Source organism: Butyrivibrio sp. INlla18 (assembly GCF_900103635.1).
GTDB lineage: Bacteria > Bacillota > Clostridia > Lachnospirales > Lachnospiraceae > Butyrivibrio.
Genome location: NZ_FMXK01000010.1, coordinates 76662 through 98480, shown reverse-complemented (window position 1 = coordinate 98480; position 21819 = coordinate 76662). Strand labels below are relative to the sequence as shown.

At 38.7% G+C, this 21819-nt stretch carries 25 protein-coding genes; 22 read left to right on the top strand and 3 right to left on the bottom strand.

Annotated features, from left to right (window positions below; all coding sequences use genetic code 11):
* Positions 1-53: 53 nt before the first annotated feature.
* Together BLS24_RS08595 and BLS24_RS08590 are read right to left on the bottom strand one after the other, a co-directional pair.
* Complete coding sequence (locus BLS24_RS08595) at positions 54-1166, bottom strand: helix-turn-helix domain-containing protein (protein WP_091758123.1); 1113 nt, start codon at positions 1164-1166, stop codon at positions 54-56.
* Positions 1156-2448: an MFS transporter gene (locus tag BLS24_RS08590; RefSeq protein ID WP_091758121.1), complete on the bottom strand. Its 1293-nt coding sequence runs from the start codon at positions 2446-2448 to the stop codon at positions 1156-1158. Before BLS24_RS08590 ends, BLS24_RS08595 begins: the two co-directional genes overlap by 11 nt.
* 283 nt (positions 2449-2731) lie before the next feature.
* Between BLS24_RS08590 and BLS24_RS08585 the strand changes: the two genes are divergently transcribed.
* The 5 genes from BLS24_RS08585 (at position 2732) to BLS24_RS08565 (ending at position 6490) form a co-directional block, all read left to right on the top strand.
* The gene (locus tag BLS24_RS08585) at positions 2732-3799 is read left to right on the top strand and encodes an NAD(P)-dependent alcohol dehydrogenase (protein ID WP_091758119.1); all 1068 of its coding nucleotides are present in this window, start codon (positions 2732-2734) and stop codon (positions 3797-3799) included.
* A 59-nt stretch (positions 3800-3858) separates the two neighbouring features.
* Complete coding sequence (locus tag BLS24_RS08580; protein ID WP_091758117.1) at positions 3859-4791, top strand: CobW family GTP-binding protein; 933 nt, start codon at positions 3859-3861, stop codon at positions 4789-4791.
* A gap of 103 nt (positions 4792-4894) precedes the next feature.
* Positions 4895-5710, top strand: coding sequence for a nitroreductase family protein (locus BLS24_RS08575; protein WP_091758115.1), 816 nt, complete (start codon positions 4895-4897; stop codon positions 5708-5710).
* A 19-nt stretch (positions 5711-5729) separates the two neighbouring features.
* Positions 5730-6179 carry a D-aminoacyl-tRNA deacylase gene (dtd, locus tag BLS24_RS08570; protein ID WP_091758112.1) on the top strand — a complete coding sequence of 150 codons (450 nt, stop codon included), beginning with the start codon at positions 5730-5732 and terminating at the stop codon, positions 6177-6179.
* Positions 6180-6256: 77 nt separating this feature from the next.
* On the top strand, positions 6257-6490 hold the full coding sequence (locus tag BLS24_RS08565) for a purine biosynthesis protein PurH (protein WP_091758109.1): 234 nt from the start codon (positions 6257-6259) through the stop codon (positions 6488-6490).
* Positions 6491-6565: 75 nt separating this feature from the next.
* On the opposite strand, the gene BLS24_RS08560 is transcribed toward BLS24_RS08565, so the two are convergent.
* Entirely contained in the window at positions 6566-6952 is a 387-nt protein-coding gene (locus BLS24_RS08560; protein WP_207647970.1) for a GtrA family protein, read from the bottom strand.
* A 110-nt stretch (positions 6953-7062) separates the two neighbouring features.
* Between BLS24_RS08560 and BLS24_RS08555 the strand changes: the two genes are divergently transcribed.
* From BLS24_RS08555 to BLS24_RS08485, 17 genes are all read left to right on the top strand, one after another.
* The gene (locus BLS24_RS08555; protein WP_242872260.1) at positions 7063-7251 is read left to right on the top strand and encodes a hypothetical protein; all 189 of its coding nucleotides are present in this window, start codon (positions 7063-7065) and stop codon (positions 7249-7251) included.
* A 143-nt stretch (positions 7252-7394) separates the two neighbouring features.
* Positions 7395-7658, top strand: coding sequence for a hypothetical protein (locus BLS24_RS08550; protein WP_091758105.1), 264 nt, complete (start codon positions 7395-7397; stop codon positions 7656-7658).
* A gap of 16 nt (positions 7659-7674) precedes the next feature.
* Complete coding sequence (locus BLS24_RS08545; protein ID WP_091758103.1) at positions 7675-7860, top strand: hypothetical protein; 186 nt, start codon at positions 7675-7677, stop codon at positions 7858-7860.
* Positions 7861-7961: 101 nt separating this feature from the next.
* Positions 7962-8894: a hypothetical protein gene (locus BLS24_RS08540; RefSeq protein WP_091758101.1), complete on the top strand. Its 933-nt coding sequence runs from the start codon at positions 7962-7964 to the stop codon at positions 8892-8894.
* Positions 8891-9532, top strand: a complete 642-nt coding sequence (locus tag BLS24_RS08535; protein WP_091758099.1) for a hypothetical protein — start codon at positions 8891-8893, stop codon at positions 9530-9532. The genes BLS24_RS08540 and BLS24_RS08535 overlap by 4 nt, the downstream gene beginning before the upstream one ends.
* 103 nt (positions 9533-9635) lie before the next feature.
* Positions 9636-11342, top strand: coding sequence for an ATP-binding protein (locus BLS24_RS08530; protein ID WP_091758096.1), 1707 nt, complete (start codon positions 9636-9638; stop codon positions 11340-11342).
* Between the two features lie 460 nt (positions 11343-11802).
* Positions 11803-12825, top strand: a complete 1023-nt coding sequence (locus tag BLS24_RS08525) for a DNA cytosine methyltransferase (protein ID WP_091758094.1) — start codon at positions 11803-11805, stop codon at positions 12823-12825.
* Complete coding sequence (locus BLS24_RS08520) at positions 12809-13696, top strand: Eco47II family restriction endonuclease (RefSeq protein ID WP_091758092.1); 888 nt, start codon at positions 12809-12811, stop codon at positions 13694-13696. Before BLS24_RS08525 ends, BLS24_RS08520 begins: the two co-directional genes overlap by 17 nt.
* 205 nt (positions 13697-13901) lie before the next feature.
* Positions 13902-15203 (top strand): KAP family P-loop NTPase fold protein, encoded by a 1302-nt coding sequence (locus tag BLS24_RS08515; RefSeq protein ID WP_091758090.1) that lies wholly within the window; start codon positions 13902-13904, stop codon positions 15201-15203.
* A gap of 321 nt (positions 15204-15524) precedes the next feature.
* The gene (locus tag BLS24_RS08510; protein WP_091758088.1) at positions 15525-16637 is read left to right on the top strand and encodes a ribonuclease III family protein; all 1113 of its coding nucleotides are present in this window, start codon (positions 15525-15527) and stop codon (positions 16635-16637) included.
* A gap of 2 nt (positions 16638-16639) precedes the next feature.
* Positions 16640-16816, top strand: a complete 177-nt coding sequence (locus BLS24_RS15260; RefSeq protein WP_176764383.1) for a hypothetical protein — start codon at positions 16640-16642, stop codon at positions 16814-16816.
* A 322-nt stretch (positions 16817-17138) separates the two neighbouring features.
* The gene (locus tag BLS24_RS08505; RefSeq protein ID WP_091758086.1) at positions 17139-17549 is read left to right on the top strand and encodes a peptide deformylase; all 411 of its coding nucleotides are present in this window, start codon (positions 17139-17141) and stop codon (positions 17547-17549) included.
* Entirely contained in the window at positions 17546-17689 is a 144-nt protein-coding gene (locus BLS24_RS15255) for a hypothetical protein (RefSeq protein ID WP_176764382.1), read from the top strand. Before BLS24_RS08505 ends, BLS24_RS15255 begins: the two co-directional genes overlap by 4 nt.
* 365 nt (positions 17690-18054) lie before the next feature.
* Positions 18055-19143, top strand: coding sequence for a zinc ribbon domain-containing protein (locus BLS24_RS08500; protein WP_176764381.1), 1089 nt, complete (start codon positions 18055-18057; stop codon positions 19141-19143).
* Positions 19140-20003 (top strand): hypothetical protein, encoded by an 864-nt coding sequence (locus tag BLS24_RS08495; protein ID WP_091758083.1) that lies wholly within the window; start codon positions 19140-19142, stop codon positions 20001-20003. The genes BLS24_RS08500 and BLS24_RS08495 overlap by 4 nt, the downstream gene beginning before the upstream one ends.
* Before the next feature lie 13 nt (positions 20004-20016).
* On the top strand, positions 20017-20322 hold the full coding sequence (locus tag BLS24_RS08490; protein ID WP_091758081.1) for a DUF4298 domain-containing protein: 306 nt from the start codon (positions 20017-20019) through the stop codon (positions 20320-20322).
* A 251-nt stretch (positions 20323-20573) separates the two neighbouring features.
* Positions 20574-21806 (top strand): ATP-binding protein, encoded by a 1233-nt coding sequence (locus tag BLS24_RS08485; RefSeq protein WP_091758079.1) that lies wholly within the window; start codon positions 20574-20576, stop codon positions 21804-21806.
* Positions 21807-21819 lie beyond the last annotated feature (13 nt).

Here is a 21819-nt window from a genome sequence, read left to right as displayed (position 1 = left end):
GGAGGTTGGAGCTCATTTTGGAAAAAATGAGCTCTAACCTCCGTCCCTAGGGCTCATTTTTTCATTCGATTCCAGCACTCGATAACTTTCCCCAAATGCTTGTGGTTTATCTTGTTGGAGCCATCGATCTTCTGGGAGAAAAGAGCTTCAATTCCCGAAACAGCAGTAGCATCCAGAGAATCGTAAACGGACGATTTGTGCTTACATAGGTAAAAACGGATACTTGTAGAAAGTTCAGAAGACTTGTGAGGAGTCTTGTCATATGTAACCGCAAGGTTGTAGGAATCCCGGACGGACTCTTCCATAGCGTCATATTCCTTGAGACAAGCAAACCACCAAGCCCTTATGATAAGAGATATGGTCTTTAACTTGTGAGTATAGCCAATAGAATCAGGAACGGCGTAGGCATCTAATATGACGATCGATGCATCCAAAAGGTCAACAGCCATCCTAAGATCCTTGGCCTTACCAGAAGAAGCAACAGCAAGAGACATATTCGTCATAAGCTGGTACTGAACTCCAAAGTTGCGCAGTAGCGCCATGGAACTATACTCAAGACATTCCTCTCTATTGTGCATATCTAAAAGAAGCTGACCAATAATAGCGTCATTGCAGCCGTTGTAGTTGATATTCTTAAGCTCGGCAAGGGCTTTGTCAGGATCTTTTTTCATATAAAGCTCAGCAATGTAAAGGCGTATAGTGAACTCCTTGACCTCGGGATCAGTGTTCTGTGAAAAGTACTCAAGACAGCGATTCATAAGGTCAATAGCCGTGTCACAGTCCTTGTCGTTCATGTCTGCGTAAGACTTGTAGTAGTATAGCTTGGCGCAGGCCAAAAGAACCTTGAAGGTGTGAGAATAGCGAGTAAGGGCGCTATTAGCCTCTAGAACCGCCTCTTCAAATTTGTGTTCGTCGCAGAGATTTTCGATAGTCTCTACCATCTTGTCTATATTTTTGGAAGATTTGTCATAGCTAAGGAGCTCATCCATAGAGATGTTATAAAGATTTGCAAGCTCCATGAGTGTCGTGATATCCGGCACGTTGTTGCCGTTTTCCCACTTGGAGACCGCACCAATGGTAACGCCCAGGGCTTCTGCTAGTCCGTCCTGGGTAAGTCCCATTTCCTTTCTATATCTCTTGATGTTTTCCGCTAGCTTAAGTTGCATCTGGCAATTCTTCCTTCAATTCGAAATTCATATGACTAAATGCTACGAGAACAAAGAGTAGTATTGCAAGTATGGCGCTTCCGCCGATAAGAGTAGCTGCGCTAAGTTTTAATGCGGCAAAAGAGATGAGAAGTGAGCCAAGTGGAGTTGCAGCAGTAGATGAAGCATTGAATACCGCAGCAGCTCTAGCTAGGTATCTCTGATCTACGCTCTTAACAAACTGAATGCTAAGAGTTCCGCCGATTATAGATGCTGAGCACATCATGATCATGAAACTAAGCGCTGTTAAAAGATATCCTGGAATAGCCGCGCCATTTGTAAATCTGCCAAGTGTAATAAGGTACATTCCCGTTCCAAGAGCAATTCCGCAGATTACCAGGATCTGCTTGGCTGACATCTTTTCAGCAAACATAGGAACAAGAGCTGAACCAATGATAGCGCCGATCGCAGCAGCCATACCCATTACGCTCAAAAGCTCTGAGCCCATCTTGAACACATCCTCTACGATAGGAGCCTGAAGTGAATTAAGTGGCACCAAGAGGAAATTAAGAACTATAGCAATAAGGCAGTAGTTCAGGATCACACGGCTCTTTTTAACGTAATCAAATCCCCCCTTCAAAAGAGAAAGATATGATTCCTTGGCAGCAGGTGCCTGCACAGCTTCTGAGGCCTCAGTGGCAGGTACTTCCGGAGTAGTAGTCTTAAGTGACCAGGTTCCAATAGCAGCCATGAAGAAGGTAGCCGCATCGATGAGCATTGCAGTATATACGCCAAACTTTGCAATGATGATACCTGCAAGACCAGTACCGATAAGTGCTACAGTGTTAGAAAGAGTTGAGTTAAGGCTCATTGCGTGAGTTAAGTGCTCCTTCCTTATAACTGTAGGGATAAAAGCTGTAGATGCAGGCAGGTTAAATGACTCGATAGTTGTGATAGCAAGTGTGAACACAGCCATCATGATAGGGTTTACCACGCCCATAAGGTACATAGCCACAAAGCCAGAGATCACGAGACCTCTCAAAATATGTGTGCCAACGATGACCTTCTTTTTGTCCAGTTTTTCAACAAGTGCTCCGGAAAAAGGCTGCACGATGATGTTTGGAAGTACGTTAAGTCCAAATATCAGCGCAGACCATGAGGCGCTGTGAGTAATCTGATACACAAGCCAGGTGAAGGCAATTGCATCCACTGAATCACCAAATCTGTTGATCAGATTAGTAAAAAGAAGCTTTCTATATTCTCTGTTCTTGATAATATCCTTGTACTTTAGTTCCTTAGCCATAGTGTCTCCTCATTTCATCTATATTCTATGACTAAGTGTACAAGCTCTTTACTTGCATTTTAACATACCATTTATCCAGTTGCGAGAGAAAAAACTTTCCAATACGGAAAGACGATGAGCCCTAGGGACGGAGGTTGGAGCTCATTTTGGGAAAAATGAGCTCCAACCTCCGTCCCTAGGGCTCATTAAAAAGCCTTGTGCCAACGGAACTCTTCACGATATAATATACATAATATTACGTGTATTGGGGAATACATAAAAAGAATACGGAAGGAGAAGGTATATGAAAGGTTTTGCAATGCTCAAAATCGGCGAGGTGGGCTGGATCGAGAAAGAACGCCCAGCTTGCGGCCCAATGGACGCTATCTGCCGTCCTCTCGCAATCGCGATCTGTACATCTGACGTACACACCGTTTGGGAAGGCGCAGTAGGCGATCGTCACAACATGATCCTTGGCCATGAAGGATGTGCTGAGGTCGTAGAAGTTGGTAGTATGGTAAAAGACTTTAAGCCAGGCGACAAGGTATTGGTACCTGCTATCACCCCAGATTGGAATTCACTTGAAGCTCAGGCAGGATATTCAATGCACTCAGGCGGAATGCTTGCGGGCTGGAAGTTCTCAAACTTCAAAGATGGTCTCGATTCAGAATTTTTCCATGTAAATGATGCAGACGGTAACCTTGCACACATGCCAGAAGGTATGAGCCTTGAAGATGCATGTATGCTTTCAGATATGGTTCCTACAGGCTTCCACGGCGTAGAGCTGGCTGACATTCAGTTTGGTGATACTGTTCTCGTGATCGGTATCGGACCTGTTGGTCTCATGAGCGTTGCAGGTGCACGTTTGCGTGGTGCTTCACGTATCATCGCAGTAGGCACACGACCTACATGTGTAGAAGCAGCCAAGTTCTACGGAGCTGACGAGTTTATCAGCTACAAAAATGGAACTATCGAAGATCAGGTTCTTGCTATGACAGACGGCAAGGGCGTTGACAGAGTAGTTGTTGCTGGCGGCGGAGTGCAGACCTTTGAGTCAGCTGTAAAATCCCTTAAGCCAGGCGGCAAGATCGGTAACGTCAACTACCTTGGAAGCGGCGACTATATCACTATCCCTCGCGTAGAGTGGGGCGTAGGAATGGGACACAAGCAGCTTCAGGGCGGCCTCATGCCAGGTGGAAGACTCCGTATGGAGAAACTCGGCGCACTTGTTTCATCAGGTAAGCTTGATGTCAGCAAGCTTTCAACTCACGTATTCCACGGATGGGAGCACATCCCAGAGGCTCTGCAGCTCATGAAAGATAAGCCAGCAGACCTCATCAAGCCAGTTGTCATCTTAGACAATCAGCCATGATAACAAAACTTAAGGGGCGGTCCAAGGGCCGCCCTATCTAATTGATAGGACCGACTACTATGCAGATATTACTCGTATCAGGCTTTTTGGGGGCAGGTAAGACCACATTCATCAAAGAGCTTATTACAAGAACCAATAAGCGCCCCGTCATCATGGAAAATGAGTACGGAGCCAACAACCTCGATGCCCTAGAGCTCCAGAAGGCCTCCGCCGGGAATGACAATGAAATAAAGATCCTGGAATTCATGGAAGGCTGCGTGTGCTGTACCATGAAAGACAGCTTTGTAAATTCAGTTCTGGCAATCTTTTCATCCCTAAGTCCTGAGTACCTCATAATAGAGCCCACAGGCGTAGGAAGGCTCAGCAGTATCATAGAGAACCTAAAGCCTATACTTGGAAGGGCAGTCTTTCTCCTAGAGCCCATCGTAGTTCTTTGTCCTGAGACCTTTAGGAGCAACATGAAGGAATACCCTGAACTTTATAGGGACCAGATTGCAAACGCATCCTGCGTAGTTTTTTCTAAATGTGAACATACAGATCCAGACCAGTTAAAAGAAGTAACGAATGAGATCTTAAAAATAAATCCAAAGGCCAAGATCACTGATCGCCACTATTCTCAGATGGATGGCAAGTGGTGGGATAGCCTCATGGAAACAGAAGTAGATGAAACGTCTTTAGAAAAGAAAGAAAAGCTTAAGGACCTAAAGGATGTCTTTTCCCAGGTAACAGTCACTAAGGCAGGACTTCAAAATCCCGGTCAGCTGGTGCAGCTTCTAGAAGACTGTCTCCACGGCGAGTTTGGGCTCATCTCAAGGGCCAAAGGCACTATCTGGGTTGGAAGCGAACTCCTTCGCTTTGACCTTGCTGACAAAATGTACGCCATAACTGATTCGCCAGATGACGGGACTCAGTGCGTTTTTATTGGCAAAGGACTCAATGAAAAGAGGATAAGGGACAGACTCATATCTACTGACCGACATTCAATTTTTTGACAAAAAAGTTCACAAATTTTTCAAATACCAATTTAATTGGAAAAAATCATAATAGTGGTATAATCTTTTTCGGAAAACGTAATAAAAGGAAGAGAAAAGATTTATGTCAACATTTATTGATTTAGCAAGGAAAAGAAGAAGCGTAAGAACCTTCGATGGCCAGATGCCAGATCCAAGGCTCATAGATGAGTTAAAAGACTACGTTTCAGAGATTACCAACCCATACGGGATCAATGTAAGATTTGAGTTCCTTGATGCAGAGGCCAATAAGTTATCAAGTCCTGTCCTTGCAGGGGAGAAGATGTACATTGTAGCTTCTGTAAAGAAACAGGAAAATGCCGAAGAGGCATATGGATATAGTTTTGAAATGCTCCAGATGAAAGCATTAGAGCTTGGTTTTGGCACAGCATGGATCGGCGGCACAATGCCAAGAGAGAAGTTCGAGGCAGCAGCTAAACTCTCAGAAGACGAGATCATGCCTTGTGTATCACCACTTGGAAGACCAGCTCAGAAGATGTCCATCAAAGAAACACTCATGCGTAAAGGTGTTAAGGCAGAATCCAGAATGAAGATGGAAGAGCTCTTTTTCGTAAGAGACTTTGCAATGCCACTTGATAGAACCTACGCTGTAGGCCACGGCCTTATGGACGACCTTGAGGCAGTTAGGATCGCTCCATCAGCAGTTAACAAGCAGCCTTGGAGAATCCTTATCGAGGACAACAAAGCTCACTTCTATGAGAAAAAAGATAAAGGCTTCGATACACCTGACTACGACATTCAGAAGATCGATCTGGGAATTGCCATGTACCACTTCGAGACTCAGCTCATCTCTGAAGGCAGGAAGCCAGTTCTTTCTACAAGAAAGCCAAACCTGATCGTTCCAGATCAGATGGAATACATCGCAACATACACATTTTAAATAAATCTAGGGGGTAGGTATGCGCGCAGTAGTGACCAGAGTGCTGTCAGCATCAGTTACAATAGATGGCAAGACAGTTTCATCCATAGACAAAGGCTTCCTTGTACTTTTGGGCGTTCATAATGACGACAAGGAAGAGCAAGCAATCAAGATTGCTGACAAGATCTGCGGCCTTAGAGTGTTTGAGGATGAGAACGGCAAGATGAATATCAACCCTATGGATGCAGGGGCCAAGCTCCTCATCGTGAGCCAGTTCACTCTTTATGCTGATTGTAGCTCCAGAAGACCTGGCTTTACAGACGCGGCTAGACCTGAGATATCAGAGCCCCTCTACGAGCTTGTGGTTTCAGAATGTAGGAAAAGAGGTTTCGAAGTCGGAACAGGACAGTTTGGAGCCGATATGAAAGTAGAATCCGTCAATGACGGACCAGTGACCATTTTATTAGATACAAAAGACTTTATGCGCTGATGCATAGATGGTGCCCGAAGTGGACCTGGGGGACGGGGGTAGTGGATCATTTATATGAAGATGCGAGGTAAGACCAAATGGATTCAATACTTATAAAAGATACAACAAGAGAAGAAAGAGAACGAATCGTAGCCGAGTCCATCGGTAATATCAGCGGCTCCTGTGACGGCTGCATGAGCGGCCTTGCTGAAATGTACCAAGACTACATCGATGGCAAAAAAGAGATCCGCGACATCAACATGGAATTCCGCGCCCACTATGAATCTGGCGTCGACGGAACAGAGAAGTCTGATTGTGGATATAAGATGTAAAAAATAGAAGCGCAGTGGTTAGTCCACTACGCTTCGTTTGTCTTATGCATCAATGCAATGAGTATCGAGGCTGTCTCAAAATACGATAAATCTATCATAGAGATATTCAGTGCTCAAATTTATGATCATATTGATACCAGTCACAAGATATTCGTTCCAGTGAAGGCTTTCCACCAGGTAGTTACCTCCAATAGTAGTCACCGGCGTAAATACCGCATAGAACAACGCTACCTTCATCATAGCTATTGGTACGTTATTAGCACTTTGAAATGTAAACTTGCGATTAAGTGTAAAATTCCATAAAACTGATAACACCAGAGCTGTCAGATAGCATGGCCAATAAGGCAAGGCTGTAAGCTCCGTAAGCAGCGAAAAGCTTGCTATTTCTATTATTCCAGCAGAGATTGAAAAGAATACAAACTTGATCACTCTAATAATCTCTTTTTTCTTTTCCTCTTTCACGACCAATCCCCCTTAAATAAACTGCACTTGCTATTTTATCACAAAGGAGCCGATGATACCTTCTGATTTTTCATCATTATAGTATAATATTTCAAAAAGGAGCATGAATCATGTGGACTATAAAGCAAATATATGATGGCGACTATGGATGTGAAGAACTTCAGCCTGGGCAGCAGCCTAGAGTGTCTGTGACACTAGTGGATGAAAATGACGAGATAAGGTATGTGTCCGTGGAAGATGCATGGCTTGTAGAAAAAATTGGATGTAGGCTCGGTGTGGCCTCTGATAGCTCATTTTGATGAAGGGTAGTAAAAGTAAGTAGCTTTGCGGAAATGTAAGGCTGCTTTTTTGTTGGCACTATATATTGCATTTTCTCTTGTCAAAAGAGCTGCAACGCCGCAATATGTAGTTGGGAACTTTATAGGATATTTCATGATGTAAATTGATCATAGGTAAAAAGAAGAAAAAGAAGAGAGGAAATACCTATGATTTTTTTACGATAGCATTTGGGATAATTGTTGTAGCAACAATACTTTTTCTGCTATGGATGATATGTACTGCTGTCAGATTGGTGGTATCTATGATAGCCATAGAAATAGAAACAGCAAAACTCAAGAAAAAAGATCCTGAACTATACCACCGTGTTATGGAAGAAAGGTCTAAGGGATTTACAAAAATCCTGCCATATATATTGTGGTTTAGATGATAAAAGGAGGTCAGCTATGTTCTTTGGTAAAAGAGATAAAGACGTAAGACTCACAGATAAAGAGTACAAGGATCTAGTAAAAGACATGAGCGCAAAAGAGCGCCGCGACTTCGACTGCAGACAGGACCAGTTAAGAAGAGAGAGGGAAGAAGATAGGCTGCTTGGGTGGCTGGAGTTTGAAGATGAGTTGGATGAAGAGTAAACAAATTGAAGTAAAAAACTGGTATTATATTTCAAGTGCAGTACAATAGAATAGTATTATAATTGCTAGATTAGAACAGACTCAAGGGGGTAGGGAATTATATGAAAAAAAGTGCGCAAATTGCCAATTTCAATGTTGTTTTTGGTGAAGATGAATTGCCGATGTTAGACTGCTTTGATACGATTGTTATTCCGGCATTAAGGGCTGGAATAGTCAAAAAAAAGGATGAAAATGAATTTTTATTTAAGGATATAGATATATATAAGAACAAAAATAATTATGTCCTTACAGGGAAAATAGTAAAAAAGACTATTTTGGAAATAAAAACTGATTTAAATGAATCTGGAGAGTTAGTTGAAAAAGATGAGAAACATTCGGCTGCTCCATATTCTTCATTTGCCATTAATCTGTTGAATCACAGAATGATTTTTTTGCCAAATCAGAAAGGTAGCCCGTCTCTAGCCAATTTTAGAACAACTATTAAGTATGTTTTTGATAGATATATAAAAAGTGTGAATAGTGATGAAAACGAAAAAAAGCTAGAATATGCAGTGGTAAATATAGTGGGGATTCCTAATCTCAAAAGTATGAAAGAAGTCTTGACAGATGTTGAAAAAGTTAATTGTTTGACATTAAGGTTTTATCCATTGAATGGTGATAAAGATTATACAGAGGCATTCGGAATCTTGTCGAATAATGCAAGAAAAGATTTAGGGTGTAAAACAGGATCTATAACATTTAATAGTCCTACTTTTTTTGACGGGATAAAGACTATACTTGCGCAAGCTGCAGGAACGATTAAGCCGATATTGAATGTGGTTACAAAAGACAAGCGAAAGGCAAAATTAACCGATGATGAGCTTTCAGTAAAGTATGCTATGGATATAGATGATGGTGAAGATATCGGATCAGAAACTCAAGAATTAGTAACGGCTACGTCACAAATTGAAGAATTGATTGTGACTAATGAGGCGCATCAAGAGATATATAATAGAAATGAGGACAAGATAAGATCTATAAGTGAATCGAGGTGATTACTATTAATTTAGATAAAGCTGAGAAAAATGCAGAAAAATTAGCAGAGAAAAAAAGTTCTATCAAGGTGCTATTCAGTTCTCTTAAGATTTTTTTATTCAAAAAAAATAATGTGGTCAGGAAAATTTTGTTCATTTCGCTAGAAGGTTTTTTTGCAGTTCATATAGCAACTCAATATGAAACTGTTATATGCACGAGAGAAATTCTAGGAGTTATAATGACTATTGTAATTGCACTTTTAGCTGTTGTTTTTACAGGCTATGCGCTTTTTCAAGCACTAATGAATGATAAGCTATTGGTTGCTTTGTTGAGTGTTGAAAAAGAAGAAAATGGCTTGATAGGTACTAATGATTCTTTTGTTGAATTAATGATTTTTCAAATGACGTGTGTAGTAATAGATTTGTTTGTAATCATATTTACGCACGTGATTCCTAGTGATTGGTGTATGTTTGTTAGTAACAAATTAAATATAGGTATTTCTGGTTTTTTAGTGTTTTTACTTTTACATAGCAATATTGAGGGTATTTGGGAAGTTACAAGTTTTATATTTAATATTTTTCAAATATTTAATCTCCATGCTTATTCTCGAATAAAAGAGATAGTAGAGAATAATAAGACGACTGAAACCAAAGAATGAAAAGCAGCCTTTTGGCTGCTTTTTTGATTATATTATAGATCTTGAAAAGACTTGATTAGTATGATCTAATTAATTGTCAGGACAAATGATCTAGGGGGCAAAAATGCAAGACAATTGGGAAAAAATATCACCTAAAGTAAACGAATCAGCTGAATTTTTGGAAATTGCCAGTGATTTTGGAGATCCAATGGAATTATTTAGGGAGGCACTCCATAATGCTTATGATTGGGGGGCTACAGAATTTAAGATACTAATAAATGTAAAAGAAATATCCGGTCAGGACAAACTGGTAATTGAGCTAATTGATAATGGTATTGGAATGGATAAGGATACCATAATAAATAACTTTTGGAATCTAGGAGATTCAAAATCTAGAGAAAATAATAAATCTATAGGTGAAAAAGGACATGGAACAAAGATATATTTGCGTTCAGATAAAGTTGTAGTACATACTTCAGATGGAAAGAATTCATATGAGTCAGAGTGCGAGGGAGCTTTTACACAATTAAATGCAGGTAAAGTGCATTGTCCACTTGTTAGAGAAAGTGCAGAAAAGTTTCCTAGAGGAACCAGCATAACAATAGAAGGATACAATAATAACCAGAGAGCTAAGCTTAAACAAGACATAATAAAAGACTATCTATACTGGTTTACAGTACTTGGCACAATTGAAAGTCAGTTTGAGAAGAAGGATATCCGTGATTTTAAAGTTTATTTGAAAGCGTTGGATGTGGATGAGCCAGAGGAGTTGACTATGGGGCATAGATTTGCTCCTGAAAACAATGATATAAATGCGCTTTTTGAGGAGCATGGAGAAAATGCTGCTGACTATTATGTAAAAAAATTTGTTTATGCTAATCAAACATTAGAGTCAATGCCAGAAGTAAAATATGATGTTGTTATATATTTTGAGGGCGATGAGGCAAAAAGAAATTATAACAATATGATTAGAATGAAAAAAAATAAAATGACTGGCGCATATAAAGTATCTGATAGATATGGAATATGGCTTTGCAAGGATTATGTACCTATTCAAAGGGTAAATGAATGGATTACATCGTTTGGAACAGGTTCAAATTCATATGGCCTATTACATGGTTTTGTAAATTGCCAAAAATTAAGACTGACAGCTAACAGGGGAACGATCGCTAATACTAATCAGCAAATTATTGATGAATTAAAAAAGGCTGTACAAAACATAATTAATGAAATAGATATTGACCTATATAGTAATGATGTTGTTACACTAAAAAAGTGGAAGGAAGAGGCGAAAACCATAGAATTTGAGAAAGCAGCGTTCAAAAAAAGAAAGGAATTGGTTACTCAAAAAAAATATTTTACGTTAAATAATAGAGTATTTTTAACTCCCAGAAACGAAGCAGAATTATATGGCTTGTTCATTTCGTTATACACTTTGAATCCAGAGAATTTTGATTTTGAACCATTGGATTATGATGAGTCTGCAGGAATAGATTTATTAGCAAGGAATAAAACTGAAAACAAGATATCTGATTGTGAATTTTGGTATGTGGAATTGAAATATCAGTTAGGTGCGACAGAATTTAATCATTCATTCACAAATATTCGATATATTGTATGCTGGGAGCTTTCTTCTAAAATAAAAGATGGAAGTATACTAAAAACTTCGGTGGAGGATGCAACACGTATTTTGAGAATAATACCTAAAGAAGGCGATAAACCAAGAAGGTATTATTTAGATACTGATGATGCAGCTTTAAAAATCCGAGTAATATGCTTAAAAGAGTATATAGAAGAAGAGTTAAAAATAATGCTTTTGGATCAAGAGTGATAGGAATAAGACCTGCCTATTCATTTGATTATCTGACTCCAAAACAGTATAAGGGGTATTACGCCTAAAGGAATATAAAAAAGTAGTAACTAGTGCCTAATTTTAGTGATTAGACAAAAGGGAGCAATGTTGCTCCCTTTTTTTATTGCCCCTGAAACCTGATTCTAAAGTAACAATTGAAGATACAAAATATTAAAATTGACTAAAAAACAATTTAAATATCCACTTTTTATTTTAAGCTACATATTGTATTTTGATTTTCTTAAAAGAACTGTGATAACGGAAAGGGGAAAGGAAAGGGTAATTTTTTAACTGGTATTTTTATTGGACTTAAAAAAAGACAATAATAGAGTGTGAGGAGTTATGTTGACCATATCGGTTCAATGTTTAAATGAATCATGAATTATGTTAAAATCAAAAGTAGTTTTTGGTGGATATTAAGGGAAGAGAAGTGGTAAATATGTGCACGACTATTGAGTTATTTGCTGGTGCTGGCGGATTAGCGCTTGGTGTGGAAAAAGCTGGATTTGATACTTTGGGGCTGATTGAGTTTGATGCTGATGCATGTGAAACATTGAAATTGAATCGGCCTAAATGGAATGTTATTCATGATGATATTGCGAATATTTCATGCTTGGATTTGGAAGAGTATTTTGGCATAGCTAAGGGTGAATTAGATCTGTTATCTGGAGGAGCTCCTTGCCAAGCTTTTTCTTATGCAGGAAAGCGGTTGGGCTTTGAAGACACTCGTGGAACTTTATTCTATCACTACGCGGTGTTCCTTCAGAAGCTTCAGCCCAAAATGTTTTTATTTGAGAATGTAAGAGGCCTTCTTACTCATGATGGCGGCAAAACATACCAGACAATGCTAAATGTTTTCGAAGATGCTGGATATGAAATACAAAAGCAGGTTCTTAATGCGTGGGACTACGGTGTTGCACAGAAAAGAGAACGACTTATTACTATTGGAATAAGAAAAGATCTTGCTAATGTATTACATTTTGATTTTCCTAAACCACATGATTATAAGCCGGTTTTGAGAGATATCTTAAAAGATGTACCGGATTCGCCTTACACTCCATATGGAGAAAAGAAGAGAAAGATATTTGAAATGGTTCCTCCTGGTGGGTATTGGCGTGATATTGATCCAGATGTGGCAAAGGATTATATGAAGAGTTGCTGGTTTATGGAAGGAGGAAGGACTGGTATATTGCGAAGATTGAGCTTGGATGAGCCGGCTCTTACAGTTTTGACATCACCTTCTCAGAAGCAGACGGAAAGGTGCCACCCCTTGGAGGCTAGACCTTTTACCATAAGAGAGAATGCCAGATGCCAGAGTTTTCCAGATGATTGGGAGTTTTGTGGTAGCATAATGTCACAGTACAAGCAGGTTGGAAATGCTGTACCAGTGAATTTGGCATATGAAGTAGCTGCAGAGATAAAGAAGACATTGGAGGCTAATGTAATTGCGCTGGGAGCTTGATTTTATAAAAGAAGACGATTTTGTTAAGCATGTTGAAGCTACTATTGCTAAGTATGGAGATAAACTAGAGCCTTATAACATAAAGAAATTCAATTCAAATATCATTGATCCAGTAAAAATGATTTTTGATAAAACTGTTTACCATGCTTCATGGGATGAAATTGTCAGTAATGAAATATTTAGGCAAAGGGACAAGTCTAACAACAACGATATAGGATATTTTCATCAAAGGATTTTCCAGTATATGGATAAGTGCCATGTTCCGGACAATGGAACTGAAGGTGGCTGGGATGTGATATTTAAGGATGAAAATGGGATTGCCCTTCCTGATGGCGATGTGGTTCATACTGTGTATGTTGAAATGAAAAATAAACACAACACTATGAATTCAGCATCTGCAGGTAAAACCTATATTAAAATGCAAGCGCAGTTGTTAAAAGATGATGATTGTGCGTGTTTTCTGGTTGAGGCGATAGCGAAAAAGTCTCAGAACATCAAGTGGGAAACTACTGTAAATAATGAAAAGGTATCGCATAAGCGAATTCGTAGAGTGAGTATGGATCAATTCTATGCATTGGTTACCGGAGATGAGAGGGCTTTTTATAAAACGTGCATGGCACTTCCTGAAGTGATACAAAAAGTAGTTTCTGAAAGTAAAACAGTTAGAGCTCCTAAGGATAGAGTTGCAGATGAGCTAAGAGCAATAGCAGAATCAACTAAGATAGAACCCAACGAATTAGCTATGGCCATGGCAATTTATATGTTGGGATTTAGCACATATAATGGCTTTAATGAAACAATTGATGGAGAACATGAGGGCAGAATCTTAGATCGTCTATATGCGTATGCAGATAAACTGAATAAGCAATGAGATAACCATTGCTATATCTGAATAGATATTGGATGAAGGGAGACTGAACAAGGTGATGTTGAAGTCTCCCTTTTTATACTAATGGGGATTAGTTACGGAGGAATAAAATGAAAACGCTGGATCTAAAGCCAAATAATAGAAATTTGATGAAGACTTTTTTGAGGACTCAATTGGAAGAACTACAGATGTTTGTTCTTTTGTTAAGATGATTCAAAGCATAGAAGGATCATGCTCTATAGGAATAGATGGAAAATGGGGCACAGGAAAGACTTTTTTTGTTAAACAGAGCAAGCTTGTCATTGATTCTTTAAACCCTAATGTTCCCTTTTTTGAATCTGATGAGGCAGTTAGAGTAAGAAACATATGGGATGGCTTTCAAAAAAATAATGACGAACTTTTGCGGGTTCCTATGGTAACTGCATATTATGATACATGGCAACATGATGACGAGAAAGAACCGTTACTTTCTTTGCTGTATGAGATAATGAAGGATAATTATAATGGCTGTGCTGAAGAAAAGAGAAAATCCTGGGGCGGTATACTTGCGTCAGTAGCAGGAATAATATGTGATAGAGATATTCATACTTTCTTAGAAGAAATAAAGGGGCATGATATCTTTGCTGATCAAAAACAAAATGAAGATTTGGATTTGCTAGTAGAAAAATTTTTGCAATCATTTCTTCCGGAAAGAGGAGAAAAATTAGTCATTTTTGTGGATGAGCTTGATCGCTGTTCGCCAGCTTTTGCTGTAAAGCTCCTTGAAAGGATTAAACATTATTTTTTGTGCGAGAACATTGTATTTGTGTTTTCGATAAATTTTGGAGAACTACAAAACACGGTAAAAAATTATTATGGTGGAGATTTCGATTCTTGTAGATATATGGATCGATTCTTTGACATTAGAATGGAACTGCCTCCTATAGATATGGAAAAGTACGTTCAGAGCATTGAGAGATATGGTAGTAAGGATCTAAGGCAAACTGTTTGTTTAGAAATCATAAGACAGATGAACATGGGAATGCGAGAGGTGTCACGTTATTTACAAATGTCAAAGGTTTGTGCATATAAGTATACAAATGCAAGTGATAGCGGATTTGAAAGAAGAAGATTTCTTTCACATGATGGAGGTAATGCTGATCTTATCGCATATTTTGTAATAGTTCCCATTATTATGGGACTAAAGATTACTGATACAAAGCAATATGATGAGTTCATTTATGGAAAAAACCATATGTGGCTTGAAAGAATTTTGATGTCAGATGCTTTAGGTGATTGGGTTACAAGCCTTTTATTGGATACTAATGAATCTTATCAAGAGATAGAAGGAAAACTACAAGTTAGAGAGAATCAAAAAATAAAGGATGTATACGAAGCTATATTCATCAAGACATATGATCATGGCGAATATGAAACAAAGGTTGGAAAAGCAATATTTGAAAAGGGGCTCAAACATAAAATATTGAAAGCCGTTAGTTTTGTCTCGCCTTATGCAGATTATACGATTTAAAAATGTGATGTATTTATATGCTTAAAGGTGCTTGCGCAATTGCAGGTGCCTTTTTGAATATAATGCTAATTCTTGCGCTAGGAAACATAAAAGGGATATAATACACATGAAACTATATAGCGAGGCGTGATACTTTTAAATCTTTAGTTCTATTTGTATGTATTTATTACCGCATATGCAAGTGTGCCTTAGTAAATTCTCGGAAATAGAAAAGAATATTTAAACTTACATGTCTAACCGGAATGATTACCATGATATGTGAGTAGTCTATTTTGTGTTAGATGATTGCGCCTTTTGTCAGAAACGAAAGGAGCTTTTTTTATGGAAAAAAGAGAAGGGTTATTTGAAAGAATGGTGCCACACCAGATAGGAGGGTATAAGTTTAAGAATCCAAAACTTCTGCGACAGGCTTTTGTAAGGCGCTCTTATACTCAGGAAAATGGTGGCGAAAACAACGAAGTATTAGAGTTTATTGGGGATAAAGCTCTGGATATCGCGATGGTTCGGTATCTTTCAGAAAAATATGGGACAGATTTACATATTCAGGATAAGATTCCAGAGGCATTCCGTGTTCCGCAGGAGCCACAGGAGTTTTCGTGTTCGCTCTCAGAAGGAGAGTTGACCAAGCTGAAGCAGAAACTTGTCGAGAAAAAGACTTTGGCAGCACGTATTGATGAATTGGATCTGGCGCAGTTCCTGATTGTTGGAAAGGGCGATGAACAAAAAAATATTGCTGAAGTGGATTCTGTAAAAGAGGATCTTTTTGAGGCTATTCTTGGTGCGGTGGCATTAGATAGTAACTGGGACTTTGATAAGATTCAAAATGTTGCTGAGGTTATGCTTCGCCCAGATTCTATTTTGGACAATGGTGAAGAAGCTGATTATGTTGGCTTGATTTATGAATGGGAAGCCAAGAAAAATGGATGCCTTCCGTACTTTATGTATTTTGATGGAACACCATCACGAGCATGGTACAAACTTGAAGAACATGTGATTTATGATATGAACCAGAGTACCTACGCTCATAATAACTATAACCACGTTTGCAGGGTTAAGCTTCTAAATGATAAGGATGCTTTTGAGAGCTATGGAGCATCAAGAAATCAGGCAAGAAGAGCGGCATGTAAGCTTGCTTATAAATATCTGGAAAAAGAAGGAATGCTCTTCTCTATACGAGACGAGATTGATGATCCCAATATTGAAGACGGCATTAATCAGTTAGAGATTCTGGCCCGAAGAGGATATTTCGCCATTCCAGAATTCAAATATGAAGAAACGTATGATTCTGATGGGAATCCTATATGGAATGTGGAATGCCACATTGAAGAAAAGGAGAAATTCTTTGCGGCGACAGCATCTTCAAAGAAGGCAGCTAAGAAACAAGCGGCGTATAAGATGCTTGAGTACGTACTTGGTGAAGACGAGGAGGTGTGATCATGGCAAAGTGGGTATTTAACTACGATTCAGGTGACTATGAGTATATCGAGAACGACGGCTTTCAAATTGATCATGGCGATTATGCCTATAACTGGGATGACAGCGAGTACAGGCGAGCGGAAGAACGTCGTAGAGAAGAAGATAGGATGTGGCGTGGTAATAATGACCAGTACTGAAGCTTAATAATCATTAACAAAAATGAAGGGGCTTGACGAAAGGCGAGCCTCTTTTTGTGTGCGTAAATACTGCAACAGTAGGCTGCCAGTGCTGACAATTCGAATGATTTAGCGGGTTAGTTATATTTAGTTATATATAGTTATAATGGGGTATTTATTGTACACCTGATATTGTAATCTATATTTGCATTGGTCATAAGTTTGCTTTTTTTCATTTTTTCTCGCTGTGGGCAGGGCATCGAAAAGGTGCTCTGCTCCTTGGCTTGTGATTGGGTAAATGGGATAAAGCTGTAGTATAATATGCCAAAGAGGAGTATGGATTATGATCAAACAGATAGTTAGAGATCAGTTCTTTTTACAACAAAAGTCTGAACCTGCGACTGAGGCGGACAAACAGGTTGTTGAGGACCTGTTGGATACGCTTAGAGCAAATCAGGTTAGATGCGTTGGAATGGCTGCCAACATGATCGGAGTAAAGAAGAGAATAATCGTGGTGGCTATGGGACCATTTCTTTTCCCAATGATCAATCCAGTGATCACCAAGAAGAGTGGAGCCTATGAGACGCAGGAGAGCTGTTTGTCACTGGATGGTGTGAGGTCTTGCACTAGATACAAGGAAATTGAGGTGGATTATTTAGACCAGAATTTCAAGCCGCAGCATGGCAAGTACAAGGATTTTACAGCGCAGATAATCCAGCATGAGATAGATCATTTTGAGGGGATTTTGATTTGAAAAAAGATAATTCTGATGCGCCAAAAAAGGAAATAAAGATAAACAAAAATTCTAAGGCAGAGATACTTAAAAGAGCTCCGGAGGAAGTTATAGCAAAGGCTATACATGAAGCTCTTTTGAAAGAGCATGATAAAAAGTAAAGGTTTAATAAACAAATACATTAGTAAAGGGGAAGAAATTGAGTACAGAATGGAAGTAAAATCTGTTCGTAACATCATGCAGAATGCGGAACGACAGCTTGGGGATTACATGGTAGTAGAAGGATGGCTTTCTGTAGAAAATACAAAAGTAGAACCATAGCGGTAAATAAAGTAAAAAGGTTGATTAAAGGGCATAGCAATAAGCTACGCCCTTTTTGCTTTCGCGTAGAAAACATTTTCTATGTTGAAGGGAGGAATGACCTGCAATTAAATACAGGAAATCATTCTCGGCATACCGGAATAATAACGCCGAGATTGTGATACAATTTTATATGACGTATAAAATACGCGTGTGGAGGTTGATTATGAAGTGTAAGTCTTGTGGAGCAACAGTAAATAGTGGGGCAATGTTCTGTGCCAAGTGTGGGGCTAAGATTGATGAACCACAGAAAACAGGGTTAAAGATCAATTCAGAACAGATCAAGGAGTTTTCTTCCGTTCTAACCCAAAAGGGTGGAGAGGTTATCAAGAAGTCAGGTGCAGTGATTTCTGAGAAGGCTGTAGAAGTAAAAGATAAGGCTTTAGAGACCAAAGAGGATATTACTAATAAGCTAACGGAACTAGATAGGATGCTAGAAAGTTCTATTACAGAATATAACGATGCATACACACTTATGAATGATAAGGGAATGCAGTTATATGTCGAGCGTTGTCGCTCAGTAGATTCCATTAATAATATTGAGATTTTGATAAATAGTATAGCAAATCATCCAAAGAGCTTTGATACAGACTTTGAGGAGATTAACACTAATAGAAAAGAGTTTACTGATGCATGTGAGTTTGCAGAAAAGGAAATTAGCGCTGCTAGAAATGCAGCTGGTGGTGCTGGAGCTGGTTTGGCAGCAGGTGCTAGTGTTGCATTCATGGCTCCGACTGCCGCAATGTGGATTGCAACCACTTTTGGTACTGCGTCTACAGGAACAGCTATTTCAACGTTGTCTGGTGCAGCTGCAACTAATGCTGCTTTGGCATGGCTTGGTGGAGGCACTTTGGCAGAGGGAGCCGCGGGGATAGCTGGTGGTCAAGCGCTTTTAGCGTTAGCTGGCCCTGTGGGCTGGACAATTGCCGGAGCAACTTTACTCACTTCAATACTTCTTTTTACTAAGAACAAAGCAAAGCTTAATAAGGAGAAGAATGAGGAAATTGAGGCAGTTAAGCGAAATACAGAAGCAGTCAAAGAAATGGATGGAGAAATCTATGAGATTTTAACTCAGACAAACGAAATCAGAAAGAGTCTTAATACAAGTTTTCAGGAGTGCTTGAGTTTGTTTAATTGTGATTACACAACAGTTAGCGATGATGACAAGAACAGACTGGGAGCATTGGTAAATCTAACAAAGTCATTGTCAGCATTGTATGGAAAGCAGGTTACTACAGAAGGTAGCAAGACATGATTGAAGAAATAATAAAGGAAACTACTATTCGGTACTTCAAAGAATCTGAAATAGGTCAAAACTTAGAGAAAGCTTTAAATGGAATAGAGAAAGCACAAGAAACAGTGGCTGCCTATTGCAATGATGATAGTCCTGAAGGAATTAAGATACTAAAGATAGGAACTACAGCAATAATAGGGATTCTGTATAAGGTCTTTAATGGAAAGAACATAAAAGAATTTACCACAGAGGATTGGAAAGAAATTGCTAGTGTTGTTGTTGATAGAGCTATCATCGATGATGGCCAGCAGTATAGCGTTATCGTATTCGATGTATACGCTAAGTATGTGGATTTCTCAGTGAAGATTCTTAAAGGTAGTGGAGTATCTGATGAAAAATGTAAAGACATTAGTAGATTATCTGAAAAGGTTAAGAAGCTAGGTGATGATTTAGAAAAAGGTAAGATTAAAGAAGTTGATTATACGGAGCAGTGTTTATGGCTGCTCCTAGAATCTATGATCAAGTTACTTGCTTCTTCAAGTAAAATTGTCATTGGGGAGGAGCGAGCAAATTACGTGCAGAATGTTGCTATGCTCACTTTTGAATATGGTCGTTATTCACTGTACAAGCAAGAACAGGAAATACTCACTCAGTACCTCGAACATCAGGGTGAAGTAGATGCTGAGCTAGAAGAGAGGTTTTCAGTATTCCGAGATGAACTATTAAAACGCTGTGAAGAATTTGAAGAACTTATCGAAGGTGCTTTTGATCCAGATATGCCTAAACGATTGGAGGCATCAACTCAAATAGCTAGAAATGCTGGCGTTGCAGAGAACGAGATATTGGATAGTGTCGAGAAAGTTGATGAGTTTTTTATGTGAGGAGTAGAAATCCATGGGGGATTATAACCACATCAGCAAGATGGAAAAGATTTTTGACGAAGCCAAGCGCAGACAAACTGCGCTTGAAATCGCCATTGCTGATTACAAGAATTTCCAACCATCAATTAAAGAACTAGAGAAGTATTATTCTAGCAAACAGTGGAAGGATGATTTTGCTGCGGATGAGAGGGGAGAGATTCCTTCTTATATTAAGCGTGGAGTTCTTTCTGAAGATGGTATCTATGATTTGCTAGAGCGTAATAAAGAAATCATGGATATGCTTGATAGCCTTGATAAAGAGGAAGAAAAAGGCACGTGAGAGTGGGATTCACAGTTCTTTTACCCAAACTTAATCTCAAGTTTATCAGCTCTTTACCTATGCATGCTAGCAGACAGTAAACGTAGGAAAATTCTGACCACCTTCTTGGTTATAATTGGTGTATGGATTGTGGTAGGGAATTGATTGCGACTAATTTAAAGTCAGACTTTAAATTAGTCGCAGTTTTTGTTTGACGAAGCGAAAAAATCCGTCTAAAATAAAATTAGACTTTAAATTAGTCGGAGGTGCATATGGCTTATATTGAAAGAGCAATAACAGATATAGTTAAGAAACGAGCAGAGTCCAGTAAATGTCTATTAGTAGCAGGTGCTAGACAGGTAGGAAAGTCTACATTAATAAGGCATCAATTTTCAGATTATAATAGAGTCTCATTTGATGATAAAATGACTCGTTTGCAGGCCAAAGAAGAGCCTAAGTTATTCTTTTTAAATAATCCATGCCCTCTTTTTATAGATGAGGTTCAGAAAGAAAAAAGTATTCTAGAAGACGTTAAATTGATATTGGATGATTCTGAGAAACGTGGACAATTTATCTTTTCAGGTTCACAGAAGCTTGAATTGATGAAAGGTATGAGTGAGTCTCTTGCAGGACGAGTGTCAATATTAGAATTAACAGGGCTTTCATTACGTGAAATAAATGGTGTTAAATTTAATGATCACTTTATTCCTACAGATGAGTATTTAAAAGAACGCGAAGGAAAATTGGTCGATTATAACAATATCTGGGAAATCATACATAAGGGATCATATCCTGAATTATATGATGTTGATAGGGAATGGCAAGATTTTTACTCTTCATATGTAGATACATATCTAGAAAGAGATATTAACGAGTTAATTACTGCGGATAGTATCACATTTTTAAAGTTTTTGACAGCTGTAGCTGCTAGGACAGGAGAATTGCTGAATTACGCGAATATAGCGGATGATGTTGGAGTAAGTGTGCCAACAGTCAAAAACTGGGTTTCTATTCTGGAAAGAACAGGAATTATTTTCCTTTTACAACCATATTCTTCAAATGCTCTTACACGTGCGATAAAAACACCTAAAATATATTTTAGAGATACTGGCTTGGCTTGCTATTTGACTCGTTGGTTGACGGCAGATGCTTTAAAAAATAGTGCTGTAGCTGGAAATATGTTTGAGACTTTTATTGTGTCAGAGATACTTAAATCGTACTCTAACCAAGGTTTGGATTATAGATTTAGCATTTTTTATTATAGAGGCAAGGATAAATCCAACTCAAAAGAAAATGAAATAGATTTGATAATTGAAGAAAATGGAATGCTATATCCGGTGGAAATTAAAATGACTGGTAATCCTAAGGCAATAATGGGAGCTACCAATGTAGTACTGGATAAGATTCCTGACAAAAAACGAGGATTGGGAGTAATACTTTGTTTGATTGATAAGAAAACGTATCTGAGGGAAAATCTTGTTGCGCTCCCGATCAGTTATATTTAGTTATAATGAGGCA